General features: G+C 64.4%; 15 protein-coding genes and 1 pseudogene. 12 read left to right on the top strand and 4 right to left on the bottom strand.

The genetic code is table 11. The features are described from left to right. Window positions 1–26: 26 nt before the first annotated feature. The 3 genes from galE to NGM28_RS05465 all read right to left on the bottom strand — a co-directional run bounded on the left by galE (window position 27) and on the right by NGM28_RS05465 (window position 5,239). A complete protein-coding gene (gene galE, locus NGM28_RS05475; protein ID WP_252089002.1) occupies window positions 27–989 on the bottom strand; it encodes a UDP-glucose 4-epimerase GalE in 963 nt (320 codons plus the stop codon). A 117-nt stretch (window positions 990–1,106) separates the two neighbouring features. Further along, a complete protein-coding gene (locus tag NGM28_RS05470) occupies window positions 1,107–3,707 on the bottom strand; it encodes a glycoside hydrolase 5 family protein (protein WP_252089000.1) in 2,601 nt (866 codons plus the stop codon). A 5-nt stretch (window positions 3,708–3,712) separates the two neighbouring features. After that, window positions 3,713–5,239 carry an O-antigen ligase family protein gene (locus NGM28_RS05465; RefSeq protein WP_252088998.1) on the bottom strand — a complete coding sequence of 509 codons (1,527 nt, stop codon included), beginning with the start codon at window positions 5,237–5,239 and terminating at the stop codon, window positions 3,713–3,715. Between the two features lie 95 nt (window positions 5,240–5,334). Here NGM28_RS05465 and NGM28_RS05460 point away from each other — a divergent pair, with 95 nt between their 5' ends. From NGM28_RS05460 to NGM28_RS05410, 12 genes and pseudogenes are all read left to right on the top strand, one after another. After that, complete coding sequence (locus NGM28_RS05460; protein ID WP_240065994.1) at window positions 5,335–6,711, top strand: oligosaccharide flippase family protein; 1,377 nt, start codon at window positions 5,335–5,337, stop codon at window positions 6,709–6,711. A gap of 304 nt (window positions 6,712–7,015) precedes the next feature. Next, complete coding sequence (locus NGM28_RS05455) at window positions 7,016–8,488, top strand: FAD-dependent oxidoreductase (RefSeq protein WP_252088996.1); 1,473 nt, start codon at window positions 7,016–7,018, stop codon at window positions 8,486–8,488. Between the two features lie 132 nt (window positions 8,489–8,620). After that, window positions 8,621–9,238, top strand: coding sequence for an acyltransferase (locus NGM28_RS05450; RefSeq protein WP_044488742.1), 618 nt, complete (start codon window positions 8,621–8,623; stop codon window positions 9,236–9,238). Next, window positions 9,231–10,187, top strand: a complete 957-nt coding sequence (locus NGM28_RS05445) for a glycosyltransferase family 2 protein (RefSeq protein WP_252088994.1) — start codon at window positions 9,231–9,233, stop codon at window positions 10,185–10,187. Before NGM28_RS05450 ends, NGM28_RS05445 begins: the two co-directional genes overlap by 8 nt. 8 nt (window positions 10,188–10,195) lie before the next feature. Beyond that, window positions 10,196–10,720, top strand: coding sequence for a serine O-acetyltransferase (locus NGM28_RS05440; RefSeq protein ID WP_252088991.1), 525 nt, complete (start codon window positions 10,196–10,198; stop codon window positions 10,718–10,720). A 64-nt stretch (window positions 10,721–10,784) separates the two neighbouring features. Then, complete coding sequence (locus NGM28_RS05435; protein ID WP_240065998.1) at window positions 10,785–11,759, top strand: glycosyltransferase family 2 protein; 975 nt, start codon at window positions 10,785–10,787, stop codon at window positions 11,757–11,759. A 7-nt stretch (window positions 11,760–11,766) separates the two neighbouring features. Further along, window positions 11,767–12,675, top strand: a pseudogene (locus tag NGM28_RS28800) (DUF535 family protein); the annotation flags it as partial. 3 nt (window positions 12,676–12,678) lie between these two features. Further along, window positions 12,679–14,751, top strand: coding sequence for a glycosyltransferase family 4 protein (locus NGM28_RS05430; RefSeq protein WP_353620515.1), 2,073 nt, complete (start codon window positions 12,679–12,681; stop codon window positions 14,749–14,751). A gap of 44 nt (window positions 14,752–14,795) precedes the next feature. Further along, window positions 14,796–15,998, top strand: coding sequence for a glycosyltransferase (locus NGM28_RS05425; protein WP_240066000.1), 1,203 nt, complete (start codon window positions 14,796–14,798; stop codon window positions 15,996–15,998). Next, on the top strand, window positions 15,995–17,182 hold the full coding sequence (locus tag NGM28_RS05420; RefSeq protein WP_252088988.1) for a glycosyltransferase family 2 protein: 1,188 nt from the start codon (window positions 15,995–15,997) through the stop codon (window positions 17,180–17,182). The genes NGM28_RS05425 and NGM28_RS05420 overlap by 4 nt, the downstream gene beginning before the upstream one ends. Continuing rightward, the gene (locus NGM28_RS05415) at window positions 17,182–17,931 is read left to right on the top strand and encodes a WecB/TagA/CpsF family glycosyltransferase (RefSeq protein ID WP_252088986.1); all 750 of its coding nucleotides are present in this window, start codon (window positions 17,182–17,184) and stop codon (window positions 17,929–17,931) included. Before NGM28_RS05420 ends, NGM28_RS05415 begins: the two co-directional genes overlap by 1 nt. Window positions 17,932–18,274: 343 nt before the next feature. Then, the gene (locus tag NGM28_RS05410) at window positions 18,275–19,699 is read left to right on the top strand and encodes an undecaprenyl-phosphate glucose phosphotransferase (protein ID WP_252088984.1); all 1,425 of its coding nucleotides are present in this window, start codon (window positions 18,275–18,277) and stop codon (window positions 19,697–19,699) included. Here NGM28_RS05410 and NGM28_RS05405 read toward each other — a convergent pair. After that, window positions 19,693–20,982 (bottom strand): M12 family metallo-peptidase, encoded by a 1,290-nt coding sequence (locus NGM28_RS05405; protein ID WP_252088982.1) that lies wholly within the window; start codon window positions 20,980–20,982, stop codon window positions 19,693–19,695. The genes NGM28_RS05410 and NGM28_RS05405 overlap by 7 nt on opposite strands. Window positions 20,983–21,066: the final 84 nt, after the last annotated feature.

The raw sequence follows: 21,066 nt of genomic DNA, 5'->3' as shown, positions 1-21,066 counted from the left end.
AAGCCGGCTCCTACAAGGGATTGCATTCAACGCCAGGGAAATTTCAGCTCCCAGCGCCAGGCATGGGCCACGATCTGCTCCAGTGAATCGAACTGTGGTGTCCAGCCGAGCACCTGCCTTGCCTTGCCGGCATCGGCCACCAGCCTGGGCGGGTCGCCAGGGCGGCGGGGCGCATCGCTGATATCGATCGGCCGCCCCGTCACATGGCGTGCGGCATCGATCACCTGCTGCACCGAGAAACCCTGGCCATTGCCGAGGTTGAACGCCGTGCTCGCGCCACCGGCGACCAAGTAGTCCACCGCCAGGGCATGGGCCGAGGCCAGGTCGGCGACATGCACATAGTCGCGAATACAGGTGCCATCCGGGGTGTCGTAGTCACGCCCGTATACCGTGATGGCCGGGCGTCTGCCCGCGGCGGCCTGCAGGATCAGCGGGATCAGGTGGGTCTCGGGTTCGTGGCACTCGCCCAATTGCCCCTCCGGGTCCGCGCCAGCGGCATTGAAATAGCGCAGGCACACCGACCTCAGGCCATAGGCACGGTCGAAATCCGCAAGCAGTTGCTCGACCATCCATTTGCTGCGCCCGTAGGGGTTGATCGGTGCCTTGGGGTGTTCTTCATCGATGGGCGTTGCCATCGGGTCGCCATACACGGCCGCCGTGGAGGAGAACACCAGTTTATCGATGCCAGCCCGCACCATGGCCTGGAGCAGCGTCAGGGTGGCCGCAACGTTGTTCTGGTAGTACTTGCCGGGGTCCGCGACGGATTCGCCCACCTGGATGTACGAGGCGAAGTGGAACACGGCGTCGAAGCGGTACTCGGCGAGCAGCGTGTCCAATGCGTGGACATTGGCGATGTCCAGTTGCACCCAGTGGATCCCCGGACGGGTGGGCGCCGTGTCCGCCACTACCACCTGATGGTTGGCCCACAACAGGTGCTTGACCATGTGCGAACCGATATAGCCTGCACCGCCGACAACCAGAAAATTCATGCAAACCTCCTGGATTCCTTTGCCTGTGCAACCTTCCCTGACGCGCGCTGGGAGCGGTGGCTTGTCGGCGGGCCCGATCACAGGCTGCCAGAACAGGTCTGTTGTGACTCTAGATGGCTATTTCAGGAACAGCCAATTGGTCATCCGCTGGCCGTCGAGGCGCAGGTTGTAGCGGCCATCCTTGTAAGTCACAGGGAGCTCGCTCTGCTTGCCGGCAGCGTCGCGGCTGTAGAGCTTCAGACCCTGGACAGCCTTGATGGACAGCGTGCCTTCGAGGGGTTCGACATGGAAAGGCGTCTTGTCGTCCGCCTTGGGCACCGCCCGGCTGCCCAGCGAAACCAGCAGGCTACGAGATTGAGCGAGGGGCTTGGCATCCAGGCTCTGCACCACGACGCTGGCATAAGGGGTTTTCAGCTGTACCTGGATATCCCTCAGGTTGACCGACTGGCCGCCAAGCCAACCAGTGGCCGCCTGGGTCAGGGGCGTGTCGATTATATAGAGCCCTTGCTGCCAGTTGCGCTTGAGCTCGCCGGTGTCGGTGATCGCCTCGGTGGCGTTGGCGTCGATCAGTGACTGGTCGGGGTCGCGCAGCACCTTGGCATCGGCCGGTATCGTGCTGGGTTGCAGCCAGGGCAGAACGGGCGTGGCGGGCATGGCGACCTGCAGTCGTCCTTTGGTCATGGCGGTGCGCAGCAACGCTGAGTTGGCGGGGGTGATCTCCTGGCCGAACAGCATGTTCGATGGCGGCGCGAAGACATAACGGGTACGTGCCGCCTGCACGTCGCCTCGACGGTAAAGCAACGCGGCGGCGGGGAGGGTGGCGAGCATGGCCGGGTCGTTGTAGGCGTGCCAGTTGTCGGCCGTACGCCAGCCTTCGGTCAAGGCCTGCTGGCTGTAGGCGTACTGCATCAGCGCATCCCAGCCCTGGTGCCGGGCGGTCGCCGCCACATACAGCGGCAGCGAGTGGCGGTCGGGGGTGGGGAAGGGCTCGGCGTTCCATTCGGTGACCGTCAGCGGCATGCCGACCACCTGGGCGGCGGCAATCCAGTTGATCATGCCGTCGCTGGTCAGAGGGTTCCTGTCGAGCTGGCCGGCGCCGCCATAGCTGTGCGCATCGATCACGTCGCCGGCGGTCAGCGCCGGCAGGGCGCTCAGGCCGTTGCCGCCCCAGGTGCTGGTGGTGACGATCGGCACCTTCACCCCCAGGCCGCGCAGGTGCTTGATCATGTCGACGTTGAAACGGTGCTCCAGGTCATTGAGGAACAGTTTCGAGGGGCCATGTTCCCAGGCGTGCCAGATAGTCTCCGTGGGCAGTTGGTTGCGCAGCGCGAACACTTTGGCGTCGTCCATGTAGAGTTTGCTGTGCTTGGGTACGTTCTTGTCTTCGAGCAGGGCATTGCCAAAGTGTTGGGTGATGTCGTTCTCGTTGGTGATCAGCATCGCGGCGATCGCCGGATCATCCTTGTAGGCGAGGCCGGTGTAGGTGTTCACGTGGGTCAGGTACTGCTCGGCGAAACGCTTCATCGCTTGCTGGATGGTCGGGTTTACATAGGCATAGCCTTTGAGATCGATTGCCCGGTCGCCCCTGGCCACTTCGTCGAAGCCATAGATCCGGTCGGCGGCGGCGAGAGGGCGCTGTACGTGCAGGTCGAGCCAGACATAGACCCCTTCCTCCTTCAGGCACTTGATCCACCAGTCGATCTTGCGCAGCGATTCGGCGCTCAGTTGCTGGGTGTCGCGCAGGGCGTTGACGTCGCCGAAGATGTTCGGGCTGACCCAGGGGGAATCGTGGTGGTGGATGCGCACGAGGTTGAAGCCCAGTGCCGACAGGCGCTTGGCCTGTTGCCTGATCTCGTCGTCAGGGGTCTTGAAGATCGCATAGGCCGACAGGTTGGTGCCCCAGAAACGGGCCGGGGTGTTGTCGGCGAACACCAGCTGCTCGCCGGCGGCCTTGACGAAGCCACGCTTGCCGGCCGGTTTTTCCGCCTCGTTGAGGAACGACAAGTCGACCGGCGAGGTACGCCAGTCGAGCTGGTCGTCCGGCCAGCGCGTGGGGTCGGCCAGGCCGAAGCGTTCAGTCGGTGTCGGCCCAAGGGTGATGTCGCCGCTGACTTCGAGGGTGGCCTTGATCTGCTGCCTGCCGGGCAGGATCGGGTCCTGATAGAAAAAAGCCCGCACTTCGTTGGTGTTGCCGCGTTCGAAATACACCCTGGCCAGCGCTGGTTCGAAGCGCATTTCGATACGCCGCGCCCGCCCATTGCCGCCCCAGGCCCAGCCACGGTTGTCGGGCAGCAGCACCGGGGCGCCCATTTCCCCGTCGATCAGCGCCTGGTCGAACTGGAAGGTGATACCGCCGCCCATGACATTCGCCTTGCGGCTGCGGGCGTTCAGGTCGAAATTCCAGGTCAGGGTATTTGCAGAGGTCTTGCGGATGTCGGCTGAAAGATCGAAATCAAGGTCTTTATTCTTGCCTTGGAGCAGGTAGTCATAAGCTCCGTTGACCTTGAACGACGTGTAGAAGCTTGTCCAACTCCATTCCTTGGCCCAGAAGTCGAACTTGGATGCCATGGTCGGCCCGCCACCCCGTGTGAGGGCCGGCAGGCCATTGCGCTCGTCGACGCTGACGTTCCAGGCCGCCGCCCAGCCCGCCAATGGCAGCAACACCAGGCCAGCGCATGCCGATATCCCTATGAAGCGGCGCAGAAAACCTCGTGTCATGGCGTTTACCTGGGTTGAAGGCCTGCATTGGAGATCAAGGTGTCCTGAGCGTAGCGCTGTTGGCGGACCATCTGGATGTAGGCCACGCCCAGTCCGCCCACCGACCAGTACACCGTGGGGATGACGGTGATGCTGCTGACGGTGAAGATGATCACCATGATGCCGATCAGCGTTGCCAGCAATGCCCGCCCGAGTTGTCGTCGCGGGTCATCCTTGTCCGGGAAGGCGTGCATGGATTTACGGATGCCGACCAGAATGACCACGAAGAACGCCACGAACAGCGCCAGGCCCACCAGGCCGACCCTGAGCGCCAGGTTCACGTAGGTGTTGACGATGTCGATGATGCCGTCACCCTGGATCATCGATTGCATTTCCGGGGTGTTGCGAAAATCGAACGAGCCGAACAGCGGGTTGCGCTGGATGACGATCCACGAGTTGTCCAGCAGACGTTCGCGGTAGGTGATGTTTTCTTTTTCGATATTGCCGATGAACGGTAGCAGGTCGAGCACCTTCTGGCCGCCGGGCACCACCGTGAGCAGGGGCAGGGCCAACACGCCGGCCATGCCCAGCAGCATCAGGCGCTTGATGGCGTTCCTGCCGGTGGCGATGAACGTCACCAGGATGATCCCCGCGCCGATCCACGGGCCACGCGACAGTGGCGCGACCAGGCCGGCCGCCAGCAGCAAGGCACCCAGGGCGCGCTGCATCCCGCTGCGCACGAAGCCCTGCACGAACAGGTACAGGCCGGCGGCCACGCTGATGACATAGCCCAGGGCGATGGCCTGGCCGGTGGTGGCGCTGGCCCGCAACGAGCCGCCGCGGCTGAGGTAGCTGGACATCTCCCAACGCACGCCCATGGCATCGAGCAAGGCGTCATAGAGCAGCCAGTGGCGCAGGAACTCGGCCACCCCGATCAGCGCCAGGACGAACGAGGCGAGCACGAAGGCCAGCAGGGCGTCCTTGAAATCCTGAAGGGTCTTGAGCGCGCGGCTGGCCACGTAGTACGGCAGGACCACGTCGACATACAGGTAGAGCGCCTGGCGCAGGGTGTCGGTGAGGGTGGTGTCACGCAGGTACAGCAAGGCCAGGAGCACGACGCCCGCCAGCAGCAGCTTGTCCGGCCACAGCCGCCCCAGGCGCACGGTGTCGCCCTGGCGGCTGAGGCTCAGCGCCGCCGGCAGCAGGATGCACAGGCTCAGCAGGCGCAGGTGGTTGAGGTCGAGCAGGTAGTTGATGACGCCGAAGCCCGGAATCTGTACTGAAGCTGGCGGAATGAGAAACAACAGCATGAAGAACAGCGCCATGGTGTTGCGCTCGCGCCTTCCGGCCAAGTACATGACCAGCGCCGCGGCGGCGGCATACACCCAGAAGCTGAACGAGAAGAATGCCACCAGCGTCAGGGCGAACCACAGGTTGCGCCGCCGCTTGAAGTCGCTGTAGGGGATCAGGTCTGCTGCCGGGCGGCGGGCGAGCGTGAAAACGACGCCGGCGGCAAACAGGATGACGATCAACGCACGAATATGTTCAGGCATTGGCGGTGTTCACCTATCCGGTGGTGGACGACGGCTAGCATCATGGCTGATTGAAACTATAGTGACTTCTAGCCATCCAGTCAGGGATCGAACTCATGCCGTCAGTTGAAGCGTCTGCATCGGGGAGCCTTCGTAGGCGGGCGTTAGGGGCCGGGGCCTGGAATGTGTTCTCCCTGGTCGCCTCACAGGTGATGCGCCTGGGCGGCAACCTGATCATGGCTCGGCTGCTGTTGCCGGAGATGTTCGGGATCATGGTCATCGCCACCACTGTCTCGGTGCTCCTGCACCTGCTGTCCGACGTCGGCCTGCGCCAGAACATCATCCAGAGCCCGCGCGGCGACGACCCGCTGTTCCTCAACACGGCCTGGACCGTGCAGATCATCCGCGGCTTCATCCTGTTCGTCCTGACCTTGCTGCTGGCGCTGGGCGCGTGGCTGTCCCAGCTGGCCAATCTGTGGCCGGCGGGTTCCACCTACGCGGCGCCGGAGTTGCCCATGATCCTGGCGGTCACCGGCCTGTCGGCGATCATCTACGGGTTGCAGTCGACCAATATCGACGTCGCCTTGCGCACGTTCCAGCAGAAGCGCGTGGTGATGGTGGAGCTGGGCTCGCAGCTCGTCGGGCTGATCACCATGCTGGTGCTGGGTTACTTCACCCGCTCCATCTGGTCGCTGGTGATCGCCGGCCTGGCCGGCGCCCTGGCGGGCACCTTGCTCGGGCACCTGGCGATCAAGGGGCCGGTTCACCGCCTGAAGTGGGACCGCGAGGCGCTGGCCGAGCTGGTGGTGTTCGGCCGCTGGATCCTGGTCTCGTCGATCGTCGGTGTGCTGGCGATGTACGGCGACCGCATGTGGTTCGGTGCCAGCATGACCACTGCGGAGCTGGGCGTGTACTCCATCGCGGTGCTGATTCTCGGCTCGCTGCAGACCGGCTTGCTGAAAGTGGTCGGCACGGTGGCGCTGCCGGCCTTCAGCGAGGCCACCCGGTCTGGCGACAGTGAACGGCTGAAGGCGTTGTACCACCGTTCACGCCTGCTGGTGGACCTGGTGATGTTGTTCACCTGCGGCGCGTTCCTGACCGCGAGCCCCATGCTGATTGGCTGGTTGTACGACGAGCGCTACGCCGCTGCCGGGCCGATGCTGGCTATTCTGTCGTGGTCGTTCTTCACGTTGCGCTACACCCTGGCCCATCAGGTCTGGATTGCCCTGGGGCATACCAAGTACCAGGCCATGGACAACATCATCCGGATGGTCGCGCTGTGGGTCGGGTTACCGCTGTTGCTGGCCATCGGCGGCGTGAAGTACGCGATCTGGGGCGTTGCCTTGCACTCCTTCCCGACCCTGGTGCTGATCGTCTACGTCAATTGCAAACTGGGCATGTTCAACCTCAAGCGCGAACTCGTGGTGCTGCCGATGATTGCCGTCGGCGCAGCCTGCGGCGCGTTGGCGACGAGCTTCTTCAACTGGCTCTGAGACCATTTCGAGTGTTTCGGCGCAGGGGCGCCGGGGGCAGTGCCGCGCAGGCAGGGATCGAGGCGCGATGTGGGCACTGTGATTCACGCAGTCTATGGCATGGGGCTTGGATCATGGGGAAGTTTCAGTTCTGCACTCCGTCTTCTGGTCGTAGGGGCTTTATTCGTGGATGTGTCTTGCTGGGCGCGGGGGTGGCGGTATTGGGTACAGGGACGGTCGTTGGGCGCAAACCGGCTGAGCAAGGCGGCTTCGTCATCATCAACGGCTGGGTGTTGCCTTCTCAGTATTTTCGGGACGGGCAGGCATGATCAGGGACTATCAGACCGAGAAGGCGCTGCGCGGCGCCTATGATTTCTGCATCGTCGGTGGCGGACCGGCCGGCATCACGCTGGCCTTGCGCCTGGCCAAGGCCGGGTGGAGCGTGGTGCTGCTGGAGGCTGGCGGACAAACTTACTCGGACAGTTCGCAGACCTTCTACGACTGCTCCTCGACGGGCCTTGAACTCTACCCCCATGACACGCGCCTGCGCTTTCTCGGGGGGACTTCCAACCACTGGGCGGGCCGCTGCCGTCCGTTCGATGCAACCGACTTCAGCACCCCGCCCCAGGGGGGGCTGCCCGGCTGGCCCATTGCCTATGCCGAGGTCGAACGCTACCTGCCCGCGGCGATGGACATCGTCGACATCGGGCAAGGCGCGGACTTCCGGGCGGTGAATGCCGACCTCGGCGGCGGTGAGTTCAACGCCGACCGCTTCCTGCTCAGCCCACCCACACGGTTTGCCCAGAAGTACGACACCGAGCTCAAGGAAACACCGGGGCTGGATGTCTTCATCAACTGCAACTGCGTCGACCTGCAGTTCGACAAGGCCAGCGGCGGCCTGGCTTCGGTGGTGGTGTCCGATTACGAGCGGCGCCGAGAGCGGGTAGTGGCCAAGCATTTCGTGCTGGCGATGGGTGCCATCGAGAACGCCCGGCAACTGCTCAACAGCGGTTCGCTGTCGGCGGCCGGCATCGTCAACAAGGACGGGATGGTCGGGCGTTGCCTGATGGACCACCTGAACATCGAGATCGGCACGTTCATTCTCAAGGAAGGCCAGGATACCGGCCTGCGCTCGTACTACACCACCGATGCTTTCGCCGACAAATACCGCTCGGGCAAGGGCAATGTGTCCGCCGCGGTGATGTCCGAAGTCAGGACCTACGGCAGGACCGCCGAGGTCAAGGACTTCCTGGAAAACCTGGCCTGTGAATGGGGTGTCGCCGGCAAGATCGACTTCATCGCCAAGTTCAGCTGCCCGGGCGATGGCATTTTCGGCACCATGATCGAGCAGTTCCCCAACCCGCAGAGCCGTATCACCCTGCGCGATGAGAAGGACGCGCTGGGGGTGGCCAAGGTCAATGTCAACTGGGCGTTGGCCCCCGAGGACCGGCACACCATCAAGTGCATCGGCACCGAACTGGCCAAGCAGTTCGCCGATAGCGACCTGGGCTTCGTCAAGCTCAATGATTTCGTCTACGACACCAGCCTCCCGCTCAAGCTCGAGCCCCATGCCCACCACATGGGCACCACGCGCATGGCCGCCAGTGCCGAGCATGGCGTGGTCGACAGCAACTGCAAGGTGTTCGGCGTCAACAACCTGTACGTCGCCGGCAGCAGCATCTTCGCCCGGGGTGCCGCGGCCAACCCGACCATGCCCCTGCTGCAGTTCGCCGTGCGCCTGGCGGATCACCTGAATGAACGGATGAAGTCGATGAACGGCGTGGTCGTCGCCAAATGAGGGCAAGGGCAGGGCGGTAACCGTAATACCGTGGTTGAAACGGTTCGTGGGCGGCAAGGTCGACATCGGTAGTAACAGGCCCCATTCGCCTCAGGAACACTCCAGGATCGAAAGACTCGCGAGGTGTGCACTATGTTCGGATGGATACGCAGGGCGGTGGCCTACTACGCCAACAAGACCGGCCGGGCGGGCGGGACCTACAAGAAACTGTGCAACCCCAATGCGCAGGATTGGGGGGCCTACCAGACCCGCTGGGGCAAGTTCTACTCGGTGGGGCACAACGTCCATATCAACCCCGGCTGCAACGTCACCGACCCGACCCTGGTGCGCCTGGGCAGCAATGTCGGCCTGTCGGACTGCACATTGATCGGGCACGACAGCGTGGTCGCGCTGATCGAGTACGCCCGCGGCAAGCACCTGGACTCGGTGGGCTACATCGACATCAAGGACAACTGCTACATCGGCCATGGCGCGATCATCATGCCCCGGGTCACCATCGGCCCCGACGCCATCGTGGCCGCAGGCTCCGTGGTCACCAAGGACGTGCCGCCCAACAGCGTGGTCGGTGGCAACCCGGCGAAATTCATCTGCACCATGGACCAGTTGATCGAGCGGGTGGAGGCACGCTGCGCCGCCTACCCCTGGATCCACCTGGTCAGCGAGCGCAAGGGCGGCTACGACCCTGAGCTGGAGCCGCTGCTGGCGGCGGCCAGGCGCGAGTACTTCTTCGGGGAGGGCAGCAATGGATAGCAAGCCCGTCGATGTGATGGTGGTCAACTTCAACACCGCATCGCTGTTGCAACCGATGTTCGATGCGTTGCGCCAGGCCGGTGGCGAGACACTGGCCAAGTACCTGGTGGTGGACAACGCCTCGGTGGACGACTCGGTGGAACGCATGAAGCGGGTCTGCCCCGAAGCCGTGTTGCTGAGCAACACGCAGAACGTCGGCTTCGGCCGGGCCAACAATCAATTGCTCGATTACCTGCAAGGCCGCTATGCGTTGCTGCTCAATACCGATGCTTTCGTGGCCGCCGACTCACTCGCCAAAACCCTCGAGTACATGGATGAGCATCCGGACTGCGGCGTGCTGGGCGTGCGCCTGGTCGGGCGCGAGGGCGACCTGCAGCCGTGCTGCCGCTACTTTCCGACGCCATTGAACGTGTTCGTCGCGCGCACCGGGCTCGGGCGCTTTTTCCCCGGCCTGAAGATGGTCGACGAGATGGCCTGGGACCACGACGCGGTGCGTGAGTGCGACTGGTTGCCCGGCTGCTTCTACCTGGTCCGGCGGGAGGTGCTTGACCAGGTGGGGCTGTTCGACCCGCGCTACTTCCTCTACTACGAAGAGGTCGACCACTGCAAACGGGTCAAGGAAGCGGGCTGGAAGGTGGTGTTCTACCCCTACACCACGGTCGTGCACATCGGTGGTGAAAGCTCCAAGTCGGTGGCCGAGCTGGAGGCGGCCAGCCGGCAGATCAGCGCCTACCAGATCGAGAGCGAGCTGCTGTACTTCCGCAAGCACCACGGTGTGTCGGGGCTGGTCCTGCACATGGCGCTGGTGTGCCTGGGCGACCTGGTGCTGGCCCTCAAGGCCTTGCTCAAAGGGCGCGGCTGGGCCGCGATCCAGGCCTGCTGGCGGCACAACCAGGCCACCTGGTCGTTGTTGCGCAAGACCCGTTACGCCACTCAACCCACCCGCTAGGTGAAGCCATGTTCGAGAACATTCGCGCGGACTTGCGAGCATATGGAGGCGACTGGGGTGCCCAAGGGTTCTGGGTGATGCTGGTCTATCGTTTCGGGCGCTGGCGCTACGGCGTGCGCCCGGCGTTGCTGCGCAAGCTGCTGTCGTTCATCTACAAGGTGCTGTTCAAGCTGGTGCAGATCCTCACCGGCATCGAGCTGCCGTGCGAAGTGGAGGTCGGCCGCAACTTCGTCATCGACCATTTCGGCGGCATCGTCATCAGCGGCTACGCCCGCTTCGGCGACGACTGCCGGATTCGCAACGGTGTGGTGGTGGGCCTGAAGAATGTCGAGCGCCCCATCGCGCCGGTGTTCGGCAACAACGTCGACATCGGCACCGGGGCCAAGGTGCTGGGTGAAATCCACATTGGCAACAACGTGGTGATCGGCGCCAACGCCGTGGTGCTGACCGATGTACCGGACAACTCGATCGCCGTCGGTGTGCCGGCGACCATCAAGACCCGGGCGCGCCACGACGCCGTGCAATGCCCGTGAGTGTGCCGACGGGGCGTGGTGATAGAGGGAATTTTCCATTCAAGGCAATTGAGTGAGGCCCAGGGTGACAGGCATTGGAGTGGTGGTGATCGGCCGCAATGAAGGCCTTCGTCTTGAACGCTGCCTGGCGTCGGTGCGGGAGGCGGCGGACCAGATCGTCTACGTCGACTCCGGCTCCACCGATGGCTCGGTGGCGATGGCGCGCCGGCAAGGGGTCGACGTGCTGGCGCTGGACTTGACCATCCCCTTTACCGCGGCGCGTGCGCGCAACGAAGGCTTCACCCTGTTGCAACGCCTGCTGCCGGGCATGCGCCATGTGCAGTTTGTCGATGGCGACTGTGAGGTGGTGGCTGGCTGGTTGCCTGAAGCGCAAGGCTTTCTCGATGCACACCCGCAGGTTGCGGTGGTGTGTGGCCGGCGCCGCGAGCGCTACCCGCAGCATTCGGTCTACAACCTGTTGTGCGACCTGGAATGGGACACGCCACTGGGGGAGACCAAGGCTTGCGGTGGCGATGCGCTGATGCGGGTGGACGCCTTCAGCGCGGTCCACGGCTATCGCCCGGACCTGATCGCCGGTGAAGAGCCCGAATTGTGCATTCGTCTGCGTGCCAGTGGCTGGAAGATCTGGCGGCTCGACCAGGAAATGACCCTGCATGATGCCGCCATGACCCGTTTTGGCCAGTGGTGGCGGCGCAGCCTGCGCGCCGGGTATGCGTTCGCCGAAGGGGCCTCCCTGCATGGTGGGCCGCCCGAGCGGCATTGGCGGCGCGAAGCGCGGCGTGCCTGGATCTGGGGCCTGGGGCTGCCGTTGGCGATCGGGGTGGCGAGCCTGGCGCTGGGGGGCTGGGGTTTGCTGTTGTTGCTGGTCTACCCGCTGCAAGCCGCGCGCCTGGCACGCCGGGGTGGCAGGTCCGCTCGCGAGAACTGGTTGCAGGCCGTGTTCCTGGTGCTGGGGAAGTTTCCGGAGATGCTCGGGCAGGTCAAGTTCATGATGAACAGGTTCACTACCGGCAAGCCGGTATTGATCGAGTACAAGTGAGAGGCCTATGTACTTCAGAGCGATCGTGAAGAGTGTGCTCACCGTGCAACCCGGGTTTGCGCTGCGGGCACTGAAAAACAAGCTCAAGCTGCTGGTGCTGATGGTCAGGGAGTGGCCGGCCTTGCGCGCGTTCTTGCAGCGCATGTCCGGCGCCCTGGGTGCCGAGCGTTTCGCCCGGCTGGGCCTTGACTGCGTCGGGGTCGTGCAATGGCCTTACATCAGCAAGGACTGGGATGCCCAGGAGCGCTTCGACGCCCTGGCCTCGCACTATGAAGTGGTCACCCGGCACTTCCCCGCGCTGGTGCTGCTGGGGCGCGAAGAGCGGCTGGCCCTGTGCGACCTTTCCCGCTATTCCCCGGCCTGCTCGTTGCTGCTGGACCGGGCGATCTGGTTCAAGCGCGAAGGGGAGCTGGTGCTGAACCTGTTCCAGGGCGACCTGCGCGTGGCCTCGCTGGCGTTCACCCTGCGCCGCACGGACAACGTGCTGAACCTGTTCATCGGCGCGGTCCAGGGCATCCACAAAGGCATCGACAGCGAGACCTCGCTGAACATCTACCGCGACCTGACCAAGGACTTCGAGGGGCTGCGGCCGCGAAGCCTGCTGATCGAGGTCGTCAAGTGCATCGCCAGGACGCTTGGCGCCGTGCACATCTATGCCGTTGGCGACGCCCACCGGCATCACCGTCACGCTTATTTCGGTGCCGAGAAAGCCCATGACCTGGCGGCCAACTACGACGTGATCTGGGAGGAGCATGGCGCGACGCCCTCTACGCGCGAGGACTTCTTCAGCCTTCCGCTGGCGGCCGCGCAACGTTCGCCTGATGACATCCCACCGAAAAAACGGGCGATGTATCGCCGGCGCCAGGCCTTGCTGGACGATGTCTTCAGCCATGTCGAGGCCGTGCTGTCGGGAAACCGGATGGACCCCCACCGGCAACGCCTGGGGCAGGTCCTGGCTGAACAGGAGAAGGGGCCTGCGCCGCAACCTGGGTGGTTCAAGGCGAAATTGGCGGCGCTCGTTCGGCAGTTTCAGACCGAACCACGGCCTGACCAGCGATTCATCGCCTACCTGCGCAAGGCTGGGCTGTATTCCACGTTGAGAAAAGCCTGGCGCGAGTTGCTCAAGCAAGGGCCGGGCGTGTTGTGGAAGCCACCGGACATCAAGCGCAAGAGCCTGGCGCTGGACACGCCGCGGGTCGCGGCGCGTGAACTGTTTCCGCGGGAGGTACTGCTGCTGGTCGAAGTCGAACCGGTGGCGCTCGCAAAGTCACGGCCTGGGCAGATCCGGCAACTGCTCGAAGGGCTTGGCTACCGGTGCCGGGTGCTTGACTGGCGCAACCACGTGCATTGCCTGAATGCCCTGCAGACCAGTGGGGCGGTGATTCTGCATCGCGTGCCCGCCAGCCCGCAGGTGCTGCTGCTGCTCGATGAAGCCCGGCGGCTCGAGGTGATGTCCTGCTGGGACAGCGACGAACTGACCTTCGACCCCCAGGCCTATCGACGGGCGCACGACATGGCCGGGCTGAGCGCGGAGGCCGTCGATCGGCTCATGGTGGCCGTGGCGCTGCACCGGCAGGCGCTGCTGTCCTGCGACCAGGCGCTCGCCTCGACAGCAGAGCTTGCGTTGGCCATGAAAGAGGCGGGTGCTCGCCAGGTCACGCTGGTCGAGGCGGGTACCGGCGACCGGGAAACGGAGCAGGTCAGGCGCCTGTTCCCGATACCCGCGGCCGCGCCTGGCAGGCGTGTGCTGTCCGCCAATATCTTCTTCGCCCCCCGCAGCTTCGGCGGTGCCACTGTCGTCGCCGAGCAGATGGTGCGGCTGATGGGCGAGATGTCCGCCTGGCAGTCGTTCATCTTCACCTCGCTGCCGGTGTCCGAGGTCACGCCCTACGGGCTTCTCAGGTACGAGGCACACGGGGCACCGGTCATCGGTGTGGGGTTGCCCGAGACGCGCTCGCCCCACGAGGACTTCGAGAACCCCGCGACCGTCGCGGTGTTCGAGCAGGTGCTCGCCTGCGTGGCGCCGGATATCGTCCACCTGCACTCCATCCAGGGGCTGGGGGCGCTGCTGGCCAACAGTTGCCGCAAGGCCGGCGTGCCGTTCGTGGTAACCCTGCATGACGCCTGGTGGATCTGCGGTCGCCAGTTCATGATCGACAAACACGGGCAGTACTGCGGGCAGACCACCATCCAGGGCGACGTGTGTGCCCGTTGTGTCGACGACCCGCCCCTGAACGCCTACCGCCAGCGCTTCCTCGCCGACACGCTGAAAACGGCCAACCTGCTGCTGGCGCCGAGCACATTCGCCCGGAACCTGTATATCGCCAATGGTTTTGACGCCGGCAAGATCCGCATCAACCGCAACGGCATCCTCGCGCCTGCGGCCGACTACCTGAAACACCCTGGGCAGATGCTGCGCTTCGGTTTTGTCGGCGGCAACTCGTCCATCAAGGGGATCAACCTGATCACCCGCGCATTTGCTTCGCTGGAGCGTTCCGACTATGAGTTGAAAGTGGTCGACAACTTGCTGCACCTGGGTTTTCGCTCGTTCAACCGGCACAGCGTGAAGATTCCGGGCACCGTCAGCATCATCCCCGGCTACACCCAGGCGGATATCGATGCGTTCTTTTCCGGCATCGATGTGCTGCTGTTCCCTACCCAGTGGAAAGAAACCTTCGGCCTGGCGATACGCGAGGCGCTGGTGCGGGATGTCTGGGTGGTCAGCACCGACGCCGGGGGCACGGTGGAGGATATCGTCGACGGCGTGAACGGTACCATCATTCCCTTGAGTTCGGATGAGCGCTACCTGCGCGAGGTGCTCGACGACATTCTCGACCACCCGCAGCGCTATGTGCAGCATCGCAACCGTTTCAAGGACGGCATCACCTTGTGCAGTGACCAGGCCCTGGAGCTCCAGGGGATCTACCAGGATGTCGTCCATGTGAGTGAACCGGCCGGCCAGCCATCGTCGGCCATCGACAGCCTGAAGTAGCAAAGGCCTGTCATTCGAGGACGCAGGGATCGTTTCGGGGGCTTATGCGCATCGCTTACTTCATCAACCAGTACCCCAAGGTCAGCCACAGTTTCATTCGCCGGGAAATCCTGGCGCTGGAGCGCCAGGGCTTCGAGATCCAGCGCATCGCCTTGCGCGGCTGGGACGCCGAGCTGCAGGACGGCGAAGACCTGGTGGAGCGGGACAGGACCCGCTACATCCTGCAAGACGGCCTGCGCGGGTTGCTGGCGCCTACGTGGCAACTGCTGAGGGCGCAACCCCGGCGCTTTCTTGCCGCGCTGCGCCTGGCCTTGCGCACGGGGCGCCGGGCCGACCGGCCCTGGCCCTACCATCTGGTGTACCTGGCCGAGGCGTGCCGCCTGGTGCAATGGTTGCAGGCCGCTGGCGCCGAGCATGTGCACGCGCATTTCGGCACCAACTCGGCCGAAGTGGTGATGCTGGCCAACGCCCTCGGTGGCCCGGGCTACAGCTTTACCGTGCACGGGCCGGAAGAGTTCGACAAGCCGCAGTTCCTGCACATGGGCGAGAAGGTCCGGCGCGCGGCCTTTGTCGCGGCGGTCAGCTCCTACGGGCGCAGCCAGCTGTATCGTTGGGTGGCCCATGAGCATTGGGCCAAGGTGAAGGTGGTGCATTGCGGCCTGGAGCGCAGTTTTCACGAGGTCGACGCCGTCGCCGTGCCTGCGGCCCCGCGCCTGGTGTGCGTGGGGCGGTTGTGCGAGCAGAAGGGCCAGTTGTTGTTGCTCGAAGCTGCCCGGATCCTGGCGGAACAGGCGTTGGCGTTCGAGCTGGTGCTGGCAGGGGACGGTGAAATGCGCGCCGAGATCGAGGCCCTCGTCCTTCGTTACGGGTTGCAGGGCAAGGTACGTATTACCGGCTGGATCAGCAGCGCTCAGGTTCGCGAGGAGATCCTGGCGGCTCGGGCCTTGGTGCTGCCGAGTTTCGCCGAGGGCCTGCCAGTGGTGATCATGGAGGCGATGGCCTTGCGCCGCCCGGTGTTGACCACCTACGTGGCGGGCATTCCCGAACTGGTGCGCCAGGGCGACAACGGCTGGTTGTTTCCCGCCGGCGCCGTGCAGGAACTGGCCGCAGCCATGGCTGACTGCCTGGCGCAACCCGAAGCGGTGTTGCAGCGCATGGGCGAGGCGGCCTACCAGCGCGTGCTGCAACGCCATGATATCGACACCGAGGCGGCCAGGTTGGCCGGCCACTTCAGGGCGCCCGCATGATGACTCTACTGGCGTGGTTGCTCATGGTGGTCACGATCGCACTGCTCTTGCCAGTGCTGGTGCTGGTTGCCCAGGTGCTGCTGGCCTGCTTGCCTGCACGCACGCTGCCGACGACGGCAGGGGCACGCGGGCAGGTGGCCGTGCTGGTACCGGCCCACGACGAGTCGACGATTATCCGTTCGACCCTGGCGAGCCTCCTGCCGCAATTGCAGGCGGGCGATCGGCTGTTGGTGGTGGCCGACAACTGTACCGACGACACCGCGCAGCTGGCCCGCGCCGCCGGTGCGCAGGTGGTGGAGCGCCAGGACGCGCAGCGGCGTGGCAAGGGCTACGCCCTGGACTTCGGTGTCCGTCACCTGGCGCAGCAACCGCCTGAGGTGGTGATCGTCATCGACGCCGATTGCCAGGTGGGCGAGGGCGCCATCGACCAGATGGCCCGCTGCTGCCTGGCCAGCGCCCGACCGGTGCAGGCTCTCTACCTGATGCATGCGCCGGCCGGCGCCGGGCTCAAGGTGCAGATCGCCGCGTTCGCCTGGCGGGTGAAGAACCTGGTGCGCCCGCGTGGCTGGGCGCGGCTGGGGCTGCCGTGCCAGCTGATGGGCTCGGGCATGGCCTTCGCCTGGCGGGACCTGGCCACCATCGATCTCGCCAGCGGGCATCTGGTCGAGGACCTGAAGCTGGGCCTGGACCTGTGTCGCGCAGGCAAGCCGCCGCTGTTCTGCCAGGCGGCCCAGGTCGACAGCCAGTTCCCCGGCAGCGACGAAGGCCTGGCCAACCAGCGCAAGCGCTGGGAGCACGGTCACCTGGGTGTACTGTTTGGCGAGGCCCCCCGATTGCTGGCCGGGGCGGTGGGGCAGCGCAATGTAGGCTTGCTGGCCTTGGCCCTGGACCTGCTGGTACCACCGCTGGCGCTGCTGGTGCTGGCACTGACCGCCTGTTTCTGCCTCACCTGGCTGGTCTTCGCGCTGTCTGGCCTGCTGCTGCCCGCGCTTATCTGCAGTGGCGCCCTGGCACTGCTGGGCGTGGCGGTGCTGCTGGCCTGGGGGCGGTTCGCCCGTGAGCTGATTCCGTTTTCGACGCTGCTGTATGCGCCGTTCTACGCGATGAGGAAAATTCCCCTGTACCTGGGCTTCCTGGTCAGGCGCCAGGTCGATTGGGTGCGTTCGAAACGGGATGACAGCTGATGGACAGGCAGGCGTGGCGCATCCGTTGGAAGAGGCTCGTGGAAAGACTGCACGTGGTTGGCGACCCGGCGGCCGAGCAGCGGCTGATCGAGCGGTTGTCCCGGCCCGACAAGACGACCGTGCTGGCGTTCGTCAACGCCCATGCCATGAACCTGGTGACTCACAATGCCGAATTCGGCCAGGCGCTGGTGGTGGCCGATGTGTTGCTGCGCGACGGCTCCGGCATGGCGATCCTGCTTCGCCAGCTGGGCCTGGAGCCCGGCCTCAACATGAATGGCACCGACTTCATTCCCAAGCTCCTGGCCGCGTACAAGGGGCGGCGGGTGGCCTTCTGGGGCACGCGCGAACCGTATCTCGGGCAGGCGGTGAGCCGCAGCGTGGAATGCTTCGGCACCCAGCCGGTCTCGGTCTGTGACGGTTTTGCCGAACTCGACAATTATCTGCGGCTTGCCCGTGAAACCCGGCCCGAGCTGATTGTGCTGGGGATGGGCATGCCCAAGCAGGAGGCGCTGGCCGCCGCGCTGGCCGCCAGTGGCCAGCCTTGCGTGGTGGTGTGCGGCGGGGCGATCCTGGATTTTCTTGGCGGTAAGGTAGAACGGGCGCCGCAGTGGCTGCGAAGACTGGGCGGTGAGTGGGTGTTCCGCCTGGCCAGGGAGCCCAGGCGCCTGTTCATGCGCTATGTGGTGGGCAATCCGTTGTTTTTGCTGCGTGCGGTGTTGCTGCGCAAAACGGTGGCAAAGGGCGCATGAAGAACAGGCATCGCGTCGCCTGCATCGCGGCTGAAGCCGCTCCTACGGGGGGGATGTCCGGATGTACTGCACCACACTGATGGCCTGGCGCTGCTACAGTGATATCAGACCTGCACCCGTGAACCGTCAACATGGAATCGCGTACGCCGTCGTATCAGTCCTGTGGGGGATAGGTACCTGAAGGCGCGCCGAAGGGGTTATGAACATCATGGGAACATCCCGCCGCCGCCTGCTTGCGGCACGTGTCATCGCACACCCTCGCTTTGTATTGCACAGGTCGCTGGCTGATCGCCCGGCGTGAAAGACAGGCATTTGCTCACTCACTTTTCGATGAGGCCTGACCATGGTGTTCGAACCCCGCAGCAGTCGCTCCTTGCTCCAGCGCAGAAGCAGCGTCAGCAACGCCATCCAGGCCGGCCTGGATGGCATCGCCGTGACTGGCGTGGCCTGGTACCTGATCTACGATCAATTCGGTTTCATCACCTCCGACTACGTGATCATGCTGCTGTTGCTGATCGGGGCGTTGGCGGTGATCTACGATCACTACGGCATCTACCGCAGCAACGTCGGGCTGACGCGCAAGGCCTTCCGCTTGTTCAAGGCGTGGTCGGCGACGTTTTGCTTCCTGGCGGTGATGGCGTTCCTCACCAAGCAGAGCGAGCAGTATTCGCGGATGCTGGTGGGGCAGTTGTTCGTCATCGGTTATGCAGTGCAGCTGTTCCTGCATATCGCCGTGCGCGAGGTGCAGAAGCGCTACATGGCGCATGCCTCCAGGCCGGAGAACGTGCTGATCATCGGCGCCGGCGACCTGGCCGAGTTCCTGTACCTCAAGATCAGCAACAACCCCTGGCTGGGTGAGCGGGTCGTCGGTTGCGTGCTGGTCGACGACGGCAACGCCGCCGACAACGAGGCCCCGCAGATCAAGTCGCGCCTGCCGGTGCTGGGGCACATCAGCGAACTCGACGGCATCGTTGCGCAAAACGCGATCAGGACGGTGTACCTGGTCACGCCGCTGGGCGGCTCCGATGTGATCAACGACGTGTACATGAAGCTGCTCGACAAGTGCATTGCCGTGAACTGGGTGCCGGACATCTTCTCTTTGCGCCTGATCAACCACAGCGTGCGCGAGATCGCCGGGATTCCCGTGCTGACCCTGTCGGAAACCCCGCTGACCGGGATGAGCCTGTTCCTGAAGAACCTTGAAGACCGAGTATTGGCGGCGATGATCCTGCTGTGCGCCTCACCGGTATTGCTCGCGCTGGCCGCGATCATCAAGTTCGACAGCCCCGGGCCGGTATTCTTCAGGCAAGAGCGCACCGGATGGACCGGGGAGTCGTTCCGCATCTGGAAGTTCAGGAGCATGCACGTGCACCAGCCGCAGGACGGTGTGGTCAAGCAGGCGCAGAAGAACGACCCACGGCTGACCCGGATCGGGGCGTTCATCCGCCGTACCAGCCTGGACGAACTGCCGCAGCTGTTCAACGTGCTGACCGGCGAGATGTCCCTGGTGGGGCCGCGCCCCCATGCGTTGCAGCACGACACCCTGTACTCCCAGGACATCGTCGACTACTTCGCCCGCCACAACATCAAGCCCGGCATGACCGGCCTGGCCCAGGTGCGTGGATATCGAGGTGAAACCAAGGACATCGCGCAGATGATCCAACGCGTGGATTCGGACATCGAGTACATCAACAACTGGTCGCTGTGGCTCGATTTCGTGATCCTGGTGCGCACGCTCAATGCGTTTACCGGCAAGCAGGCTTACTGAGTCGCCCAAGGGGGTGAACAGAGATCGCGGGGCGGATGCCTGGGGGAGGGGTAGAAGCCAGCGACCTGTCGAGCCTGTGCGTTCAAGGTGCGGGCACTGTCGCTGTGCTCATCGCCCAGTGGCAGGCCGTCATAGCTCAACTGGGCGTTGGACCAGTAATTGATACGCAGGCACGGCTCGTCGGTGTCGCAGGCATAGGACATCACCGAGCGCCATCTGCCCGGCCAGCGCTTGCCGTAGGCGTGGGAGCGCGGGTCAGCCTCCCGGTAATCGTCACGATCATGGCGGGCACCCAGCATATGCCCCAGTTCGTGGGCCGGGGTGAGGTTGGCCAGACCGTGGGCGTTGACCACGGCGAAAGCCTGCTCTCGCGTGGCACCGGAGTAGGCGATGCCCTGGTTGGCAGGGTGCACGGCCAACAGCATCACCACATCGGCAAGTGTTTGCGCGCGCCGGGCATTGGCTGGCTGCCCCAGTTCGTCGTCGGTGGCGTCCTCCAGCTTCTGTCGCATCTCGCGAAAACCCATGCCTGTCGGCTCACGCCAAGGTAACGCGAATATGCCGGCACTTTCGACGCGCATGGCGATGCCGCTGTTACGCAGGCCGACATTGGCCATGGCCAGAGCGTTCGCCGTGCTGGCGCGCAGGTCGCCCAATTGTTCCTGCGCGCTTCGTGTGGCCAGCGTCAGTACGCGCACCACCGGGATATCCATTGATGCCGCAGCGTCCCGCTGGCGCGGCAGCAAGGGAGGCGCCCTGCCGGTCAGCTGTCGGTGATGGGGGCTTGCATGGTCTGGCTGCGGGACGCTGGCAAGCAGGACGTGACTGCCGTCGGCCAGCGGCTCGATGCGGTACCGCTCGCCATCGAGGGTGGCCATGGCGACCAGCGCCTGGCCATGGCGTGTCAGGTAGACGCTGTTGAACTCGTCGAGTATTCCGTGTGACGTGCTGCCAACCCAGGTGAACAGCTCCGGGGTTTCGCACAGGATCTGGTACCGGTGGTAGGTCTGGATACGTCCGTCGGGCATGCGGAACGTGAGGGCCTCGCGACTTGGCTCCACCTGCTCGATATGTAACGCGATCGGCCACAGGCGCGGTGGCCGTGATCGGCCTTCCAGGGCTTGCCACACCGGGTCGGCGGCGTTGCGCGCCAGTGTGGTTTGCGATTCAGGCTGCAGGCTGAACAACGGCACGACCAACGCCGCATGGCTGGCGAGGACGGGCCAGAGCGCCAGAAGTGCCACCAGCGCGCTGTGCCCAAGCCTGCGTTTGAACCCCAGCATCACGTGCCCCGATTCGTTGCCACTCTCGAGGTGAAATTACGAGCCTCAAGGGAACGTCGCTACTGGCAAAACTGCCAGGTGGCG

Source organism: Pseudomonas sp. MWU13-3659 (genome assembly GCF_023757525.1).
GTDB classification, from domain to species: Bacteria; Pseudomonadota; Gammaproteobacteria; order Pseudomonadales; family Pseudomonadaceae; genus Aquipseudomonas; species Aquipseudomonas entomophila_E.
This window is presented reverse-complemented; position numbering and strand designations above follow the sequence as displayed.